Source organism: Variovorax sp. FW305-3-2-15-B-LB1 (assembly GCF_058787635.1).
The window spans coordinates 93,947-111,691 of sequence record NZ_JBYSZY010000001.1; the positions used below are offsets into that span (position 1 = coordinate 93,947).

The 17,745-nt window shown below is 72.8% G+C and carries 7 protein-coding genes; all 7 read right to left on the bottom strand.

Annotated features, from left to right (window positions below):
• Nucleotides 1-24 precede the first annotated feature (24 nt).
• A complete protein-coding gene (locus AC3WQR_RS00450; RefSeq protein WP_492740871.1) occupies nt 25-990 on the bottom strand; it encodes a FecR family protein in 966 nt (321 codons plus the stop codon).
• A gap of 73 nt (nt 991-1,063) precedes the next feature.
• Nucleotides 1,064-1,609, bottom strand: a complete 546-nt coding sequence (locus AC3WQR_RS00455) for an RNA polymerase sigma factor (protein ID WP_390343183.1) — start codon at nt 1,607-1,609, stop codon at nt 1,064-1,066.
• Nucleotides 1,610-1,619: 10 nt separating this feature from the next.
• A complete protein-coding gene (locus AC3WQR_RS00460) occupies nt 1,620-2,369 on the bottom strand; it encodes a TonB C-terminal domain-containing protein (RefSeq protein ID WP_492740872.1) in 750 nt (249 codons plus the stop codon).
• 80 nt (nt 2,370-2,449) lie between these two features.
• On the bottom strand, nt 2,450-3,781 hold the full coding sequence (locus tag AC3WQR_RS00465; RefSeq protein WP_307693238.1) for a trypsin-like peptidase domain-containing protein: 1,332 nt from the start codon (nt 3,779-3,781) through the stop codon (nt 2,450-2,452).
• A gap of 19 nt (nt 3,782-3,800) precedes the next feature.
• Nucleotides 3,801-4,265: a YbaB/EbfC family DNA-binding protein gene (locus tag AC3WQR_RS00470; RefSeq protein ID WP_492740873.1), complete on the bottom strand. Its 465-nt coding sequence runs from the start codon at nt 4,263-4,265 to the stop codon at nt 3,801-3,803.
• A 32-nt stretch (nt 4,266-4,297) separates the two neighbouring features.
• On the bottom strand, nt 4,298-5,044 hold the full coding sequence (locus tag AC3WQR_RS00475) for a S1 family peptidase (RefSeq protein ID WP_492740874.1): 747 nt from the start codon (nt 5,042-5,044) through the stop codon (nt 4,298-4,300).
• Between the two features lie 90 nt (nt 5,045-5,134).
• Nucleotides 5,135-17,644 (bottom strand): filamentous hemagglutinin family protein, encoded by a 12,510-nt coding sequence (locus AC3WQR_RS00480; protein WP_492740875.1) that lies wholly within the window; start codon nt 17,642-17,644, stop codon nt 5,135-5,137.
• Between the last annotated feature and the right edge of the window lie 101 nt (nt 17,645-17,745).

The following is a 17,745-nucleotide window of genomic DNA, read 5'->3' on the forward strand; positions in this document are numbered from 1 at the left end:
GGGCCAATCAGGCTGTCACATTCATCAGCTAAGCAGCAGCACGCCGCCCGGCAGTGCGCGCGCCTCGAGGTCGTACGAGCGCTGGATCTGCACCAGCACCGTGTCGAGCGAAGCGATGGCGAAACGCCCGCTGACTTCGCGCCCGGCCAGGCGCTGCGCCAGCAGCACCACGCGGCCCGGCCGATAGCGGTTGATCTCCTCGATCACGTGCGCCAGCGGCGTCTGCCGGAACACCAGCACGCCGCTGCGCCAGGCCGAGGCCTCGCGGGTGGCCACAGCCGCCACCGGCCCGAGCGAAGCCGCGTCGTACAGCACCTGCTCGCCGGCCTGCAGGTCGCGCGTGCCCCTCGCGTGCGTGACGCGCACGCGCCCTTCGAGGCAGGTCACGCAGCCCCGGCCCGCGAGGTAGCGCACCTCGAAGCGGCCGGCCTTCGCCTCGCTGCGGGCCGCGCCCGCCACGACGCCGAAGGGCTGCGGCCCGGCCACCAGATCGACCGCCGCCTCGCCCGCGATCAGGTCGATGCCGACGACGCGGCCCTCGACGCTGCGTCGCTGCACGCTGGTCTGCGTGTTGAGCATCAGGTCGACGCCCTCGGCCACCTGCACCGCGCGCTGCTCGCCGGTGGCCGTGCGGTAGTCGGCGTTCCACTCGCCGAGCGACGGCCACAGGCCCAGCGGCTGAGAGACCACCGCCACGCCCGCGGCGCCAGCCGCACCCACCGCCGCACCGAGGAACGCGCGGCGCGCGGCCACCGGCCGCGCCGACGACACGGGAGCTCGCTGGACCTCGGCCGGCATGCCGCCGATGGCCGGGTCGAGCGCCTGCCACAGGCGCCGGGCCTGCGTGAGCGCAGGCTGGTGCAGCGGGTTGCCGTCGCGCCAGCGGCGAAAGCCCTCGACGTCGTGCTGCGTGGCCGCGCCGGACGACAGCCGGCGCAGCCAGGCCTGCGCTTCGCGCAAGGCCTGGGCGTGTGCATCGGACGGGGTCATCGGGGCTTCAACCCGTGCGCGCTGAAAGATGTCGCATACCCATGAGACGGCTCTCGACGCGGTGAACCGCACTTTATTTTTCATGCGGCTCCCTCCCTTGCGGCATGCGGTCCGCGCGGCCCATGCGGGCGGCGATGTGGTCATGCGCTTCCTTGAGTTCCTTCTCCACCGTGCGCAGCGAGATGCCGAGCCGCGCCGCCACCTCGCGCTGCGGCAGGTGCTGCCAGCGCACCATCACCAGCACCTGCCGGCGCCGTGGCGGCAGCCGCTCGATGAGCGCGCGCAGCGTGGCCAGCTCCGCGCGGTCCTGCGCGATCTGCGCGGGCCCCGGCGCGGGGTCGGGCGTTTCGTCGAGCAGCGCCTCGATCTCGTCGGACGTGGCCAGGCGCCCCTGCTTCGCGACCTGGTCGTAGGCCAGGTTGACGGCCACGCGCAGCAGGTAGGCGGCGGGATCGTGCACGCCGTCGATGTCGTCGCGGCTTTCCAGGCGCAGCCAGGTGTCCTGCAGCGCATCGCCGGCGCGCTCGGCATTGCCCAGCCGCCGCGCAAGCCGCTGCTTGAGCTCGTCGTAGCGCGCGACCAGGAAGTCGCGCAACGCGGGCAGCGCGTTCTCGGGCATGGCGGTGGCGTCAGTGGCGCACCGGGCACTCGAGCCCGGGCGTCTGCGAGCGCGGCAGGATCAGCATCGTGAGCGGCTGCGCCATGTCCGGCGGCGGCGCGCGATCGATGCGCAACTGCCGCAGCGTGTCGAGGATGGCCTCGTCGCGCACGCGCTCGCCGCTGGTGTGCAGCAGGAAGGCATGGGCGATGCGGCCGGTGCCGTCGATCACGAAGCGCATCGCCGCGCGGTAGCCGCCCGGTGCCGCGCGCGGGTGGGCGCACAGGGCTTCCCAGACGCGGGTCTGGACCAGCCCGTCGTAGCCGCGGTGAACGGTCGCAGGCGCGACCTGCACCGCATCAGCCGGACGTGCCGGCGCGGGCACAGCCGGCGCGAGCCGGAGCACGAAGGCGGTCGTGGCCCCCACGCCGGCGTCGTCGGCAACCAGGCCCGTTCCCGCGAGCAGCGCATCGAGTGCGGCCTGCGCATCGAACAGGCCGTGTACGGGCGCGGCTTGGCGTCCGGCCACGCGTTCGGCATCGAAGAACACGGGCAGCCCGGTCGCGCGGCCGTACTGCTCCAGCGCGGCAGCCAGCGGCTGGGCCGCGATGTCGAAGGCGATGCGCGCGGCCTGCGGCCGAAGCGGCGCCGCGTCGGACTGCGCGCGGGCGCTCGTCCACGGCCCGGTCATGCAGGCGACCAACGCGATGCCGGCCAGGGAGACAAGAGGAAAGGAAGGAGGTGCATGCCGCATGAGTTCGATACGCCCGGCGAAAGCCACGGCCCGGGGGGCATGTCGAAGCGGATGCTAGGTTCGCTGCATGACGTTCGGATGACTTGGCCGGTCAGCGCGAGGCCTTCTCAGCACTTCGGCGACCCGGCCTGCGCGCAGATCGGCACGAAGATCCGCGCCCCTGCGCGCTGCACCAGCAACGCCGCCGTGCCGTCGGCTCCTTCCAGCGCCTGGGCCAGGGCTTCGGCGCTGTCGATCGGCTGGCCGTTGAGCGCCAGGATGACGTCGCCCGGCTGCACGCCCGCGCGCGACGCCGCGACGTTCACGCGCTGCACCAGCAGCCCGCCCTCCACGCGCAGGAACTGCCGCTCGGCCGGCGCCAGCGGGCGCACCGCGAAGCCCAGGCGCGAAGGCACCGAGGCCGCCGCCGCCGCGTCGCCCTGCAGGCGCGGCGTGTCGTAGCCCTCTACCTTCACCTCGACCACGTGCTCGGCGCGGTCGCGCCACACCATGAGCCGCGCGCGCTGCCCCGGCACCTGCTCGGCGATGAAGCCCAGCGCATCGGCCGCCTGCACCACCTCGCGGCCTTGCACCGACAGGATCACGTCGCCGGTCTTCAGCCCACCGCGCGCCGCCGCGCCGCGCGGCTCGACGTCGGTCACCAGCGCGCCGGCCGGACGCGGCAGGCGGAAGGTGTCGGCCAGCGCCTGCCCCACCTCCTGCACGGACACGCCGATGCGCCCGCGCGTGACGGTGCCGGTGGCCAGCAGCTGGTCCTTGATGCGCATGGCGGCGTCGATGGGAATGGCGAACGACAGCCCCTGGTAGCCGCCGCTGCGGCTGTAGATGCGCGAGTTGATGCCGATCACCTCGCCGCGCAGGTTGAACAGCGGCCCGCCCGAGTTGCCGGGGTTGATCGGCACGTCGGTCTGCAAAAACTGCATCGACTCCGCCCCCGGCAGCAACCGCCCCTTGGCGCTGACGATGCCGGCCGTCACCGAGTTGCCGAAGCCGTAGGGAGAGCCGATGGCGGCCACGCCGTCGCCGGGCTCCACGTCCGCCGGATCGCCGATGCGCACCGTGGGCAAGCCGGTCGCGTCGATCTTCAGCAGCGCGACGTCGGCCAGCGCATCGAGGCCGATGAGCCGCGCCCGGAACTCGCGCCGGTCGGGCAGCTTCACGCGGATCTGCGTGCCGTGCGCGACCACGTGCGCGTTGGTGAGGATGAGCCCGTCGGTGCTCACGAGGAAGCCGCTGCCCAGGCTGCTCTCGTCGGCCTCGGCCGGCGGCGCGCGCAGCAGCCAGCGGTCGCTGAAGCGGCGCGCCGGCGCCGACGGCCGCTCCACGCCGATGTGGACCACGGCCGGCCCGAAGGCCTTCACCAGTGCCGCGAGCCCCGGCACGGGCCAGGGCATGGCGGCGTGCAGCGGTACTGCAGCCGCCAGGCCCAGCAGCGCCACGCAAAGGCGCCGCGATCGGTCAGGTGCGCGCGACAAAGCTGAGCGTGAGTTGCAGCACCATCGGCTGGCGCATGTCGCGCGGCGGCGGCTCGGCCAGCGGCTGCGCGGTGAGCAGCGCGCGCAGGTCGGTGTCGGCCTGCGCATCGCCCAGCGAATCGAAGGCCACGCGCTCGACCTTGCCGCTGCCCGCGACCCACACGCGCACCACCACCGGCGCGGGCGGCACGGGCTGGCCTTCTTTCAGCATGCGGTCCTGCATCCACGTGTGCAGGCGCACCACGGTGTCGCTGGCCGGGTCGCTGAGCGACGACTGCAGCTGGTTGCTGGCGAGGTTGGCGTAGCTGATCCAGTGCTGCGGCACCTGCGGCTGGGCCTGCGCCGATGCGGCCAGGGGCGCGGCGGCGGCGGACAGCCCGAGGCCGAGCCCGCCGAGCGCCAGGCGCAGGCGGCGCCAGCCGCGGATCTTGCCGAAAGAAAAGGTCATGGGAGTTCCAATGAAAAGTCGAAGAAGGACGTTCAGCCGCACAGCACGCCGACCGCCAGGGTCGAGGCCCGCGCGGCGGGCGACTGCTGGGGGCCGAGCTGCGGTTCGCGGCTGTGCGTGTACGCGATGCCGTGGGCGTCCAGGAAGTCGCGCAGGCGCGCCGCCGGCACCGCGCGCACCCGCGTCACGCCGCCCGCCACGCCCGCGGCCGAGGCTGCGCGGCTGAGCACCATGCCCGACGCGTGCGGCGCGGCGGCGACACGCTCGACCACCACGCCGAGCAGCAGGCCGTCGGCACCCAGCACCGCGCTGCCGCTGGCGCCGGGTTGCACGCCCGACAGCAGTTGCAGGCCTTCCACGCCAGGCACGGTCATGGCGTTGCTGAGCAACGCCGCGCGATCGGGCATGCGCTGCAGCACCGCGTAGGCCTCGGTGAACACGCCCACGCTGCCCGGGGCCGGCGCGCGCGCGTCCGCCGCGAGCGTGGCGTGCAGGTACGGCGTGAGGGTGGTGCGCAGCACCGCGACGTCGAGCTCGGCGCTCTCGGCGATCACCCGGGCCTGCGCCACCTGCGCGTCCTTGAGGGCGAACAGCGAACGGCAGTCGGCCACCGCATGGCGCGCGGTCAGCACGTCGCCGGCGGCGTTGAGGAACACGCCGCTGGCGTTGGCCTCGGGCGGCGCGGCATGCACCGCGCCGGCCAGGACGGCGAACGCCGTGGCCAGCAGGAACGACGCCCACGGGCGGGGGCCGGCAGAAGACAACAGCAGAGGGGGCATCGGACAGTCACGAAAGCTCTGAGACAAAGACGGAACTGCGCGCCCCGGAATGTCGTTTGTCACAAAAATTTCATCTGCCGCCCTTCCCTCTCACTGCCCCAGCAAACGCCGCTCCTGCGCCGTGAGCTTGGTCTTCTGCGCATCGCCCAGCGGCCCGCGCCCCAGCACCTGCACCGGGCTGTGCGCGTCGTAGCCCACCGGGCGCGCAGCGGCGCGGCCCGCATCGGCCGGCGCGGCGGCGCCGTCGGCGGCCTCGTTGCCGAAGCCCAGCACGCGCACCGAGAACACCGACGGCAGCGCCTGGCGCGCCGCCGCGCGTTCGCGCTGCATCGCCTCCTGCGCCGCGCCCACGGCCTGCGAGGCCGCCGCGCTGGCGTTGGTGAGCGCACCCACGTTCACCGAAGCCATCACCGGCAGGCCGGCCGACTCGCCCTTGACCTGGATGTTGGCCGCGTTCACCACCTGCAGGGCCGCGAGGTTCACGTTGCCCGACACGCGGATGCCCGCCTCGCCCGCGTCGATGGTGCCCAGCGGCGCGATCAGGTCCATGTCGCCCGCAGGCACTTCGGCGATGGGCGCCAGCGTGGCCAGGCCGGCGCCCGAGCTGGGCACCTGCGACGACAGTTTCACGTTGCCGATGTTGTCGTACACGCGCTTGGGCGGCGTGTAGACCAGCGTGGTCTTCGAGCCCCGGCCCGCGTTGATGTCGCCCTGCTCCGACCAGGCCAGCACGTCGCCGCCGAAGGTGGTCATCACGCGCGACAGGCCCAGCAGCAGGCTGCCTTCGCTGAACAGCTGGATGTGGCCCATGCCCTGCGTGATCACGCCCGCGCTGCCCGGCGGCACCGCGCCCTGCACGCCCACCACGATCTGCCCGCCCGGCGCCATCATCTGGATGTCGCCGCCGAAGTCGGTGTGCACGCCCGAGGGGCCGTACAGGATGATGTCGCCGGTGCGCACGATCTCCTGGCCCGCCGCGTCGAGGTCGGGGAACAGCGTGGCGATCATGCCGCGCCCGCGCAGGTAGCTGCCGTAGCGCGGGCCGTCCACGTCGTTGTACTCGCGGCCCCCGGCGCGCAGCTCGGCGAAGTACACGCTGCGCAGGAACACGCGCTGCTGCTCGGGCGCCAGCGCCTTGAAGTACGCGAGCGCGCTGCCCGGGTCCTTCGCATCGGCGCTGGTGGCCACGAAGCCGTAGCGTTCCTTGAGCCATGCGGCCAGCTCGGCGTCGTAGGTCTTCACCACGCGGCCCGGCTGGCTCGCCAGCGACTGGCCGGGGCCCGACTCGGCGCGCTTCGCGGGGTCGAGGTAGCGATCGGCGATGGCCGAGAAGTCCGGCCCGCCCACGCCCATCGGGCCCATGCCGGCCATCATCGCGATGCTTGCGCCGGGACGCGTGTCGCCCTCGGCCAGCGCACCGCGGCTGACCACGCTGGCGCGGTCGTCCTGCGTGATGTGGCGGCCGGCCGACACCTCCAGCGTGCCGGGGCCCGCCACCTGCAGGTTCGCGTACAGGATGTCGCGCCCGGCCTGCACCAGCGACACGTCGCGCGGGTCGTTGTTCACGATCAGCGCCTCGGTGCCGACGATGTCGCGCCCGGCGCGGATGCGTGCCGGCGCGGCCGAGCGGTACCAGGTCTCGGGCGCGGGTTCGCCGCTGGCCTGCACCTTGCGCGCCGTGCCACTGGCCAGGCCCAGGATGTCGCCGCGCACGGCGTAGAACAGCGAGGGCGGCGCATCGGCCGGGTGCAGCGCGCGGGCGCCCAGCGTGTCCGGTCCGAAGGCGAACAGAGGATGGTTGTCGACCACCCCGTAGTTCGGCACGCCGGGCGATCCGACCATCGAGCCCTCCGGGCTGGTGTTGTAGACCACCGGCTGCTGGCGCGAGTTGTAGCCCACGAAGGCAGGCGCCCAGGGCGTGGGCAGCGGCGTGACCGCGCCCGACATCCCCACCGGATAGCCGCCGCCGAACAGCGAGTTGCCCGCCAGGAACTCGAGCGCGCCCGAGGGCGACGGCGCGAGCACCAGCGCACGGCCAGTCGCCTGCGTGGCGGGCGTGGCCGAGAAGCCGAAGTACAGGCTGCCCGAGGCCGCCGTCGCGCGCAGGATCGACGGGTAGACCGTGACGTTGTCGCTCATGTTGATGCTGCCCAGGTACCGGCCGGCGGCCTCCCGGTTCGCCAGGTCAGTGCCGGGCGTGAGGTTGCCGCCCGCGCTGAACAGGTTGATCGCGGTGCGATCGGTCCACAGCGTGAACCAGCCCTGACCGATGCCGTACTCGGTGCCGCCGAACTTGAATGCCGAGCTGTTCGGCACCCGCGCGCGGCCCGCGTCGGCCACGCTGGTGAGCACCAGGTCGCCCGGCGTGTCCAGGTACATCGCCGAATCGCCCGGCACGAGCACGATGCCGGCATTGCCGACGCCGATGGTCGGGGTGAAGGGGTCGATGGGGCGCGTGTCCTTCACATCGCCCTCCTGGCCCGGCAGCGAGAACGCGTACTTGCGGTAGCGCACCTCGACGCCGCCGATGGCGGAGGCCGACACGGTGGCCGCGCCGCGCAGGTTGACCAGGGCGCCGTTGAGGTCCTGGTACTGCGTATTGGTGCCAGAGCTGCCGTACTGCGCCGCGGCCAGGTTGGGGTTGACGACGCCGCCGATGCGCAGCTGCAGGTCGCCGCCGCCGGTGAGCGTCAGTTGCCCGTTCGCATCGACACGGCCCGTGCTGCCGACCGCCGCCACGATGGCCTCGCTGCGCTGCCAGACCTGGCCGTTGCCCAGCCGCGTGGTGAGGCCCGCGTCGCCGCCCGCGCGCAGCGTGAGGTTGCCGCCGCCCAGCGTGCCCATGCCGGTGAAGCCCACCAGGAAGGGCTCGGGGCTGCTGTCGGTGCTGACCTGCGCACCGGCCGGCAGTGCGTAGGTGCCGAAGTTGATCCACCACGACGTCGCGATGCGGTCGCTGCCGGCCAGGGCCGTGCCCGAGCCCTGGCGCCACAGCCAGCTGCCCACCGCGGCGCTCGGCGCCTGTCCGCGCTCGCCCCCGAAATGACCCCAGACGTCGCCGACGACGTTGCCGCCCACCGTGATGTCGAGGTTGCCGCCCTGCTCGGGGTACCAGGCCTGGTAGGCCGCGAGCGCGGCGCTGTAGTCCGCCGTCTGCGGGCCGATCACCGAGCCGCCGACGGCCTTGCCGCGTGCGAGGTTGAAGGGGTCGAGCCCGTTGGCGTCGAGCAGCGGCGCCGAGCGCGTGCCGGCCGTGTAGACGCCGAACGGCGACTCCATGACGAAGTTGCCGGCCGCCGCCAGGCCCAGGTCGCCGGTGCCGGTGCGCAGCACGCTGAACATCGGCGACAGCGGCGTGTACTTGGTGACGTCCTTGACGGGGTTGATGACCGTCGTGCAGATGCCCGGCCCCCACTCGCAGATCGTGACGTATTCGGGCAGCACCGGCGTGCCCTCGACGAAGCTCGGGTCCCAGTCGTCGCCGTTGGGGCCCCAGAAGTAGGAAAGGCGCGCCGGGTCGACCACGCAGGTGCCCTCACCGCCCCAGTCGCAGTAGCCCGCCTCGAAATCCAGCGGGTCCATCGGCGTTCCCTCGTCGTGGCCCCACATGGGCCCGTTCGGACCCCACAGGAAGCCGCTGCCGCCCGGCGTGAGCTTGACGTTGTACATCGCGTGGCTGTCGGCCAGGATGAGCGCGCCGTGCTTGGCCGGATCGACCGCGCGGCGGTCGGCCGAGTCCAGGTCGGCGCCGGCCGTGAGCTGCAGGCTCCAGCTCGTCGCGCCCTGCCCCAGCATCGGCGCCACGGCCCAGTTGCGGCCCTGCACGCCGTCGACTTCGGGCCGCAGGTTCACGGCCGCGTCGTTCGGCAGCTGCACATCGGTCAGCGACGGAATCACCGCACCGCGCGCCAGCGCGATGGTGCCGTCGGCCTTCATCGCGACCGGCAGGCGCACGCCCTTGGGCCACACCATCGCCTGCACGCTGGCCTCGGCGCGCAGCGCGGTGCCCGCGCCCAGCTTCATGCCGCTGTCCAGCACCACGGCCTCGCCCAGCACCGTGCCAGCCTTCAGCCGGACGCTGCCGTCGGCGTTGTAGACGTTGGCGCGCAGCACCGTGCCGGCGGGCAGCGTGTAGGCCGCGCCCAGCGTCACGGTCACCGGCAGCACCGTGCCAACCGGCAGCACCATGGCTTCGGCGGGCACGTCGTAGTTCAGCAGCGCGTCCTTCGGGAACACGGTGCCCTTGTCGAGCACCACGCCGTCGATCGGCACGACGATGTCGCCGCCGTCGGGCGTGAACGGCGTGCCGAACTTCGTGCGCTGCTCGGTCAGGTACCAGCCCTTGTCGTCGGGCGTGGCCGGCGGCGGTGCGAAGCCGTCGTTGATGCTGCCGTACACGTTGAGGTTGCCGCCCGCGCGGATCACCAGCACGCCGGGCTCGCCGAAGCCGCGCCGCGCCGGGTCGTTGCGGTCGGCACCGGGGCCGTAGCGGTAGCCCGAGAGGTCGATGTCGCCCACCACGCTGAGGTCGCCCTCGCCGGTGCTGCTGACGATCTCCACGCCGGGACGCAGGTGGTAGCTGCCCAGGCCCGCCAGGCGCGCCGACAGCGAGGTGTTGGCCAGCGCCTTGTCGATGAAGGCGCTGCTGTGGCCGTCGATCTCGTCGAGGTACTTCTGCGTGATGAGCTGCGGCACATGGCCGGTGACGTCGGGCGCGCTCGCCAGCGGTGCGTCGCTGTAGGTGCGGAAGGCGTTGACCGCGATGCTCTTCGCGCCCTGGATGGCGGGCGTGCCGCCGACGTTCACCGCCACGTCGTTGTCGCCGCGCCGCGGCGCGTTCAGCGCAAGCGTGCCGCGCGATGCGCCGTCGTTGCCCTGCGCCGCGCTCACGGCCGTGCCCGCGCGCAGGTCGATGGCCGCACCGCCGCCCACGGTCAGCGTGCCGTGCGTGCTCGTGAGGTCGACGATGGCGCGGTTCGGGCTGTCGATGATCTTGCCGTAGCTGTCCACGCGCAGGCCGGTGGCATGCGCGTCGAGCGTGCCGTTCACCGTGAGGTCGCCCTTGGCCGCGAGACGGATCGCGCCCACCTGGAAGCCGCTGGCGTCGATGCGGCCGTTCACCGTGAGGCTGCCGCCGTCGAGCGTGACCTCGACCACGCGCGCCTTCACTTCGTCGCCGATGGCAAGGTCGCCCTGCTTGATCTGGAAGCGCCGCGCGCCCGTCACGCCGCCTTCGGTCAGGCGCGTGTTCAGGCCTGCAAAGTCGGCCACGGTCTGGCCGCGCAGGCCGATCTCGGCCGCGTCGTAGGGCACGATGGTGCCGCCCGCGTCGTACGTGCCGCTCGCGGTGCCGAGGATGCGTCCGCCCAGGTCGATACGGCCCGCGCCGGCGCCCAGCGCCGTCGCCTGCAGCGTGCCGCCGCGGTTGTGCGTGGCCGACAGGTCGATCACCGAGCCCGCCGCCTGCGCGATGTTGCCGGCCGTGCTCGTCACCTCCAGGTCGCCGCCGCGGCTGTAGCGCGTCTGCTCGAAGAACTTCACGGCGCGGCCCGCGAGGTCGATGCGCGACGCGGCGCCCAGCGTCACGTCGCCGCTGGCCGTGAGCTGCAGCTTGCCCGAGGGCAGGCCGACCGTGCCGTCGATGGTGATGTTGCGGCCCGTGAGCGCCAGTTGCGCGCCCAGCGCCGCATCGCCGGCCGGCTGCGCGCCCGCCGGAGCGCTCACCACGATGTCGCCGCCCGCCGTGATGCGGTTGTTCGAGCCGGCCTCGCCGGTGAGCAGCGGGGTGCGCAGGTTCAGCTGGCCGCCCGTGTGGTCGTAACCCTTGCCCGTCACGTACGCGCCCTGCTGGTGGTACACGGCCATCGTGCCCTTGCCGTTGGCGGTGATGCGCTCGCTCGCGTTCAGGTTGACCGTGCCGAAGCCCAGCGCGAGCCGGTCCGCCGAGTAGCCCGCGTCGGGTTGCGTGTGGGGCGCGTGGCCCAGCACGATGCGCGCGGCCGACACGTCGAGCGTGCCGTGGCCCAGCAGGCTGCCGATGGCGCCGCCCGGTGCGTTCCCACCGGGAAAGATCTCGTCGTTGCCGGGCGGGCGCGGCGTGAGGCCGGTCCAGATGAATTCGCCGGTCGTGATCTTCGCGGTGTCGCCCGCGCCGCCGTAGCCGTAGATGGCGGGCGTGCCCAGCACCAGCCGTTCGATGGACGACACGCCGGTGGCGGGGTCGAGCGTGTCCAGCGACACCGCGCCGTAGATGTTCACCGACTCGCGCGCGTTCAGCACCAGCGTCTCGACCGCGGGCACGCCTTCGCCCTTGTTGCCGGCCAGCAGGTTCGCCAGGATGACCTGGTTCATCGACAGGCCCGACGGCAGCTGGCCGTTGGCGGCGGCCTGCTGCAGCGCCGCGTCGCTGCCCAGGTTGACCGAGGACACCGCCAGCAGCAGGTTCTTCGCGCCGTAGCGCACGTTGTCGGCCATCGTGAACGAGCGGTTGGTGGCCACGGCCAGCGTGCCCTCGCCGTACAGCGTGGTGTGGCCGGTGCAGGCGCCGCTGGGGCACGCGCCGATCTGGACCATGGCGGGTATCCCCCCGGCGACGGGCGGCAGCAGGTTGATCCAGCCGTTCGACAGGCCCAGCACCCCGCCCAGGCCCGCCGAGAACACCACGCCGTCGGTGGAATCGTAGGCCGGCGCACCGGCGCCCAGCGTGTTCAGCGACGCGCCCTGCTCCACCTGGATGCCGTCGCCGTAGCCGCCGGCCACGAGGAAGATTTCGGCGCCGCGCAAGGTCGCGCCGCTGCGCACGACGACATGGCCGGTGTTCGACTTGAAGGTCGCGTAGTTGTCGGCATACGGCAGATCGATCTGGCCACCCAGGATCATCCGTGGCGCGCCGAAGGCGTTGAGCTGGTCGGCCTGCAGCGACGCGCCCGTGAACCCGGCCGTGCGCTGCGCACCCGGTGCCGTCACCTCGATGGCGATGCCCTTCGCCGACAGCGTGCCGCCGAAGCCCGTGCTGCCGGCCGCCGGATTGAACAGCGCCGTGCCGTCGAACTGCAGCATCGACACGCCGTCCTTCGGCTTGGAATAGAAGTAGTCCAGCAGCAGGTTGCGGGCGTCGGCCGCGATCTCGCCGCGCACGCCGCCGCGACGTGCCGCGTCGGCCACCACGAAGGCGTCGTAGCCCATCTCGTTGTAGCTGGCATGCTGCTTCACCAGCGCCGCCGGCGTGACGACCAGCTGGCTGGCCAGCGACGACTTCACCGCCGTGTTCGCCACGCCGAGGTAGCCGCTCGCCACGTACGAGCCGTAGCCGGCCGGCAGCGGCGTCGCGGGCAGCGCGCTTTGCGCCCCCACTTCCACGCGGAAGGCACCGGGCAGCAGTGCGTAGGTCGAAGGCAGCAGCGTGTAGGTGCCGGCCTTGAGCCCGCCCACGTCATGATCGAGCGTGACCTGCCGGCCGATGGCCGGCTCGCCCGCGCCCGTGTCGGGCGACACCGGCGCGTAGCCGCCCTGGAAGCCCGGCACGATGGCGTACACGCCGTTGCCCGCCTTGCTGAAGGTGTTGGCCGGGTTGGCATTGGCCAGCGGCGTGCGCAGCACGTCCACCGAGCCGCCGCGACCGCTCACGAAGCCCGCGCCCGTGAGCTCGCCGCCGCCCGACAGGTCGAGCAGCGCGCCCTGGTGCCCGACCACGCTGTCGCCCGTGAGCAGGATACCGCTGCTGCCGATGGCGCGCTTGTCGATGGGCGCGCCCGCGACGCTGTAGCCGATGCCGTCGGTCGTGCCGCCATAAGGCATGAGCAGACCGGCGCCGCTGACCGAGGTGATGCTGCCCGGCAGCAGGTCGACCACGGTGGCGCGCGCCTCGAAGGTGCTGCGCCCGTCCTGCCCCACGATCAGGTTGCCCAGCGGCGCGCGCACGATGCCGCCCTGGCGCACCGTGCCGCCGCCGAGCGCCAGCGTGCCGAATGCCGACTGCGGCATCGCCACGTCGCCCTCGACCTGGCGGCGGATGTCGAGCACGCGGCCCTCGTCGTAGCCCGCGCGGATCTGCGCGTTGGCGCCGGTGGCGGGGTAGATCTGCGCGGCGGTGAGCGTGAGGTCGCCCAGCGTCGCCAGCTCGGTCGTGGTCGCGCCGAGCAGGCCGAGCGTGGGCGTGCCGCCCAGCAGGCGCAGGTCGCCGCGGCTGGTCATGCTCACGGCGTCGAAGCCGCGGCGGTCCACCACCTGCGCGGGGCCGGTCTTCATGGCGATCTCGCCGTGCGCGCCGAAGCCCACGCGGTCGCGGATGTCGATGTGGTCGGCCTCGGCCGTGAAGGTGGCCTCGCTCGCGCGGGTCGATGCGCCGTGGCGCCAGGTGGTGGTGTAGATCACCTCGTTGTCCTGCTTGGGCGCACCGGTCACGCCGGCCAGCCGCAGGTAGGACGAGGCGAGCCGCACGTGCGAATCGGTCGCCGCGCTGTCGGCCAGCGCGAAGCTGCCGGCGTACAGGCGCAGGCTCTGCGCGGTCGTGAGGTCGACGTGGCCGTCGAAGCTCAGCAGGCCGTTGACCAGCAGCGAGAGGTTGCCGAAGCCGCCGTCCCGCACCTGGTCCGCGCTCAGGCGCCCCTTGCCGTAGGCCAGTGCCGCATCGGCATGGCCCGGCTTGAGGGTGGCCGGCAATCCGCTGGGCTGCTGCGCCTGCGAGATCACCAGCTCGCGCGCCTGCCGCACGGCGTCGTCGACGGTGTAGATCTTCGAGAACACCGGCGCTTCGAGCGCCACCGCGAGCGTGCCGCCCGCCGCATTCGCGCCACCCGCGTGGGCGCGCAGCGTGCCGTCCAGGTACAGGCTGTGCGCCGACTTGAGCACGATGCTGCCGCCGTCGCTGGCCACGTCGAGCTCGCGCCACAGGCCACCGGTCGCCGGCACGTCAATGCGCGCATGGCTGCCCGAGGCATCGAGCAGCGCGCCGGGGCGGATGACGATCGCCACGTCGGGTGCGTTGGCCGCGCCCTTGGCTTCCCAGTCGAGCGCGCCGCCGATGGAGATGGTGCCGCCGTTGCGCACCGTGCCGTAGCGGCGGCCGTCGTCGTCGATGCCGGTCTGCGCGCGCGCCGCCACGTCGAGCACCGCGCCCTCGCCGATCCACACCGAGCGGTTGTGCGGCTGCAACGACGTGCCAAGCGGCGAGTTGAAGGCCGGCGCCTCGATGTCGATGGCGATGCGCCCGCCCCAGGCGTTGAGCCGGCCATCGACCACGAAGCTGCTCAGGCCGCCGCCGAGCAGCTGGATCGAGCGGCCCGGATCGACCGTCACCACCGCCCCCGCGCCGATGGCGATGTTGCCGCCTTCGGTGATGCGGCGCTGCGAACGCAGCACGAGGTCGGCGCCCTGGCGCTGCACGGCCTGGCGGTTCACCGTGTCCTGCTGCAGCAGCGGCGGCGTCCACAGTGGCAATGCGATGCCGGCTTCATGGTCGGCACCGGCCCCGGGGGCGATGCGGTAGACCGGCATGAGCACGTCGAGCTGCGCGCCCGGCGCGACCGTGAGGCTCGCGTGGCCGTTGAAGTCGTAGGTGGAAAAGCCCGACTGCAGGCGCGACGCGTCGAGCACGAGCTGCGTCGCGTCCGACAGCGCCGGGTCGGGGCCGATGAGCAGCGCGTGGCCCGTTTCGATCTTCAGCGTGCCGCCGCCGTTCACGCCGTGGCCGCGGATCTCGCCGCCCAGCGACAGGCGCCCCTTCGCATCGGTGGGCGACGCGGCCGAATCGGCCACCAGCGTCACGTTGCCGCCCTTGCCGCCTTTCTGCTTGCCCTTGGCCAGCAGCGCCGCGCCCGACGACACGTCGATCAGGCTGCCCTGCCCGATCGTCACGCCGTGCGTCGATTCGAGGCGCACCGTGCCGCCGTCGATGGCGGCGAGCGTGGCCGTGTCTTCGGGGGCCGTGCCGACGTCGACGCGGCGCCCGCGCAGGTCGAGCACGACGCCGTCGCGCACGGTGACCGACGAGGCCGCCTCCTTCACCAGTGCGCGCGGCTGGGCGCCGTCCAGCGGCGAGGTGAAGACATTGCCGGCCTCCAACGTGCCGCCGCGCACCGTGACGTTCGCGCCGATGTCGATGAATGCGCCCAGCAGGTTCATGCGCCCGCCGTCGGCGAGCGTGAGGGCCTTCTCGACGGCCACGCTGCCGCGCGTGCCGATGTCGAGCACCGACAGGTGCTGCGCATTCAGGTGCGCCGCGTCGAGCCACAGCGTGCCGATGCGCTCGGCGGCCAGCGTGTCGGCCGCGGCCATCTGCTGCGTGACCGGCGCCACGTCGCCCAGGCGCACGTCGGTGTCGAACAGGTCGACGCGGCCCAGCGCACCGTAGCGCCCCACCGCCAGCACGCCGCCGCGCGCCACCGCGCTCTGCGACTGGCGGTAGCCGTCGTCCAGCGCGGCGTCGCGGGCGCGCGTCTGCTGCGCGCCGTTGAACACCTCGGCCACGATGTCGCCTTCGAGCACCGCCGTGGGCGCGCTCACCACCAGCCGGCCGGCGTCGCGCCCGACGGTGTAGCCGTTCTCCAGCAAGCGCTGCGGCGCGATCAGCGGGTTGTAGAAGTAGTCGGTGTTCTTCTTGCCCCAGCGCACGTGCTCGGCCTCGAAGCCCTTGTAGACACCGTCGAAGAGCATGTCCGACGGCGCCTTGTCCAGGCTGTACAGGCGCCCGTCGCTGCCCTTGAGCCAGGTCTGGTTCAGGAAGCCGGTCTGCACGTTCAGCGAGCCGCCCGACAGGTTGACGTTCGAACCCGCCTGCGTGACGACCTCCGCGCCGCCCAGCACCACGGTGCCGCCCTGCGCGGCCCATTCGCCGATGCCGTGCCCCTGGTTGCCCAGGTAGCCGCCCACCTCGAGCAGGCCGCCCGCCGCGTACCAGCGCTCGCCCTCGTAGCCGCCCACGCCGGGCGCCACGCGCACGAGCTTGCGCCGGTCGATCCACACGTCGCTGTTGAACAGCTTGCCGCTCTCGCGGTTGCGCGGGGCGTCGCGCGTCTCGTTGCCCTGCACGCTGACCTTGACGTTGTTCGATTCCATCGTCACGTTCACGCCCACCGCGCCCGACACATCGAGGCGCGCCTTGTCGGCCACGAAGCTGCGGCGCGCGGCGCTGGCCGCGATCTGCCCGCCGGTGGCCAGCGTGAGCGACTCGCCCTCGAAGCGGATGTCGCCGCCCGAGACGATCTCGATGCGCGACTGGTCGCGCCGGTCCGACAGCCGCGAGAGGTTGTCGAAGAGCGCGGGCGGCACGAGCGCGCGCGCGGCGTCCTGCGCGGCCGATTCCTTGAGGAGCGCGTCGCGCTGGCTGTCGAGCGCACTGGCCTTGCCGTCGTCCTCGATCAGCACGGCCGTGACCGCGCCCTTGCCGACGGCGACGTTGCCGCGCGTGTCGGCGGCCGAGTTCAGCAGGTGCACCGTGCCGCGCGCGGCGACGGTGGAGGTGGCCAGCGCCACGCCGTCCTGGCGCACGTCGCGGCCGGCCAGCGTGATGTCGCCTTCGCGCGCCACGATGAGGCCGGTGTTGCGCACCGTGCCCGCCGTGCTGTCGGCCACGAACTGCGGCGCGATCTCGTTGCCGCGCGTGGTCGAGAAGGCGTTGGCCTCGGTGCCCATGCCCTTGCGGATCACGAAGCTGTCGCCCGCCGCGAGCTGCGCCTGGCCCTTGCGCGCGGCGATCTCGCCGGCGTTGGCCACGTCCTTGCCCAGCAGCAGCACGTAGCCGCCGCCCTGCGTGACGGAGGCGGGCTCCTTGGTCGTCAGGCGCGCGCCGGCCTGCACCTCGACCTTGCCCTGGTCTTCCTTCGCCGTGGTGAAGCTCGGCGCGGTGTCGTTCGAGTAGATGCCGCGCGCCTTGAACTGGTCGTCGCCGATGTGGGCGGCGGCCGCCACGAGGTTGCGCGTGTCGGTCTGGCTGGTGCCGCTGAACACGATGCCGTTGCGGTTGGCGATAAGCACCGTGCCGTCGGCCTTGATCTGGCCCTGGATCTGCGAGGGCCGCGCCTTCGGGTCGTTCACGCGGTTGAGCACGGCCCAGTCGGCCTGCTGCTTGAAATCGACCGTGGTGTTGCGCCCGACGTTGAAGGTTTCCCAGTTCAGGATGGCCTTGTCGCCGGTCTGCTCCACGGTGACGACGGTGCGGCCGTCGACCTGCTTCTGCGAATCGCGGTTCAGCGCGCGGGCGTTGAGCCAGCCGGCGCTGAGCGAATTGGTGTCGACCTTCAAGCCGCCCTCGGCCAGGCCGTCGGGCACCGAGGGATCGTTCTGCGCGGCGGCGCGTGCGGCTGCCTGCGCGGCCTGCTGTGCGGCGATGGCCTGCGCCGCGAGGCCCAGGTTGCCGAGCGACTGGCGCAACTGCTCGTTCGCCTTCTGCTGCTGCGCCAGCGGGTTCGTCAGCATCGAAGCCGGCGTGCCGTTGGGCAGGTAGCCCGTGACCACGGCGGTGCCCTGCGCCACGTTCTTCTGCGCCATCCACGCGGCGCTGAAGGCGCGCTGCGCCTGTGCATTGCCCGCCAGGCCCGCCATGGCCAGCGCGAGGGCGGCGGCGTGCGCGACCGGCGCGCGGCGGAATGTCTTGTTGCTCATGTCATACCCCAGAGAAAAACCGTTCTGGAGAAGAGACCGGGCTCACCGGATGCGACCGACACGCGCGCTGCAAAAGTTCGGGAGAATTTGCGAACGCGGAC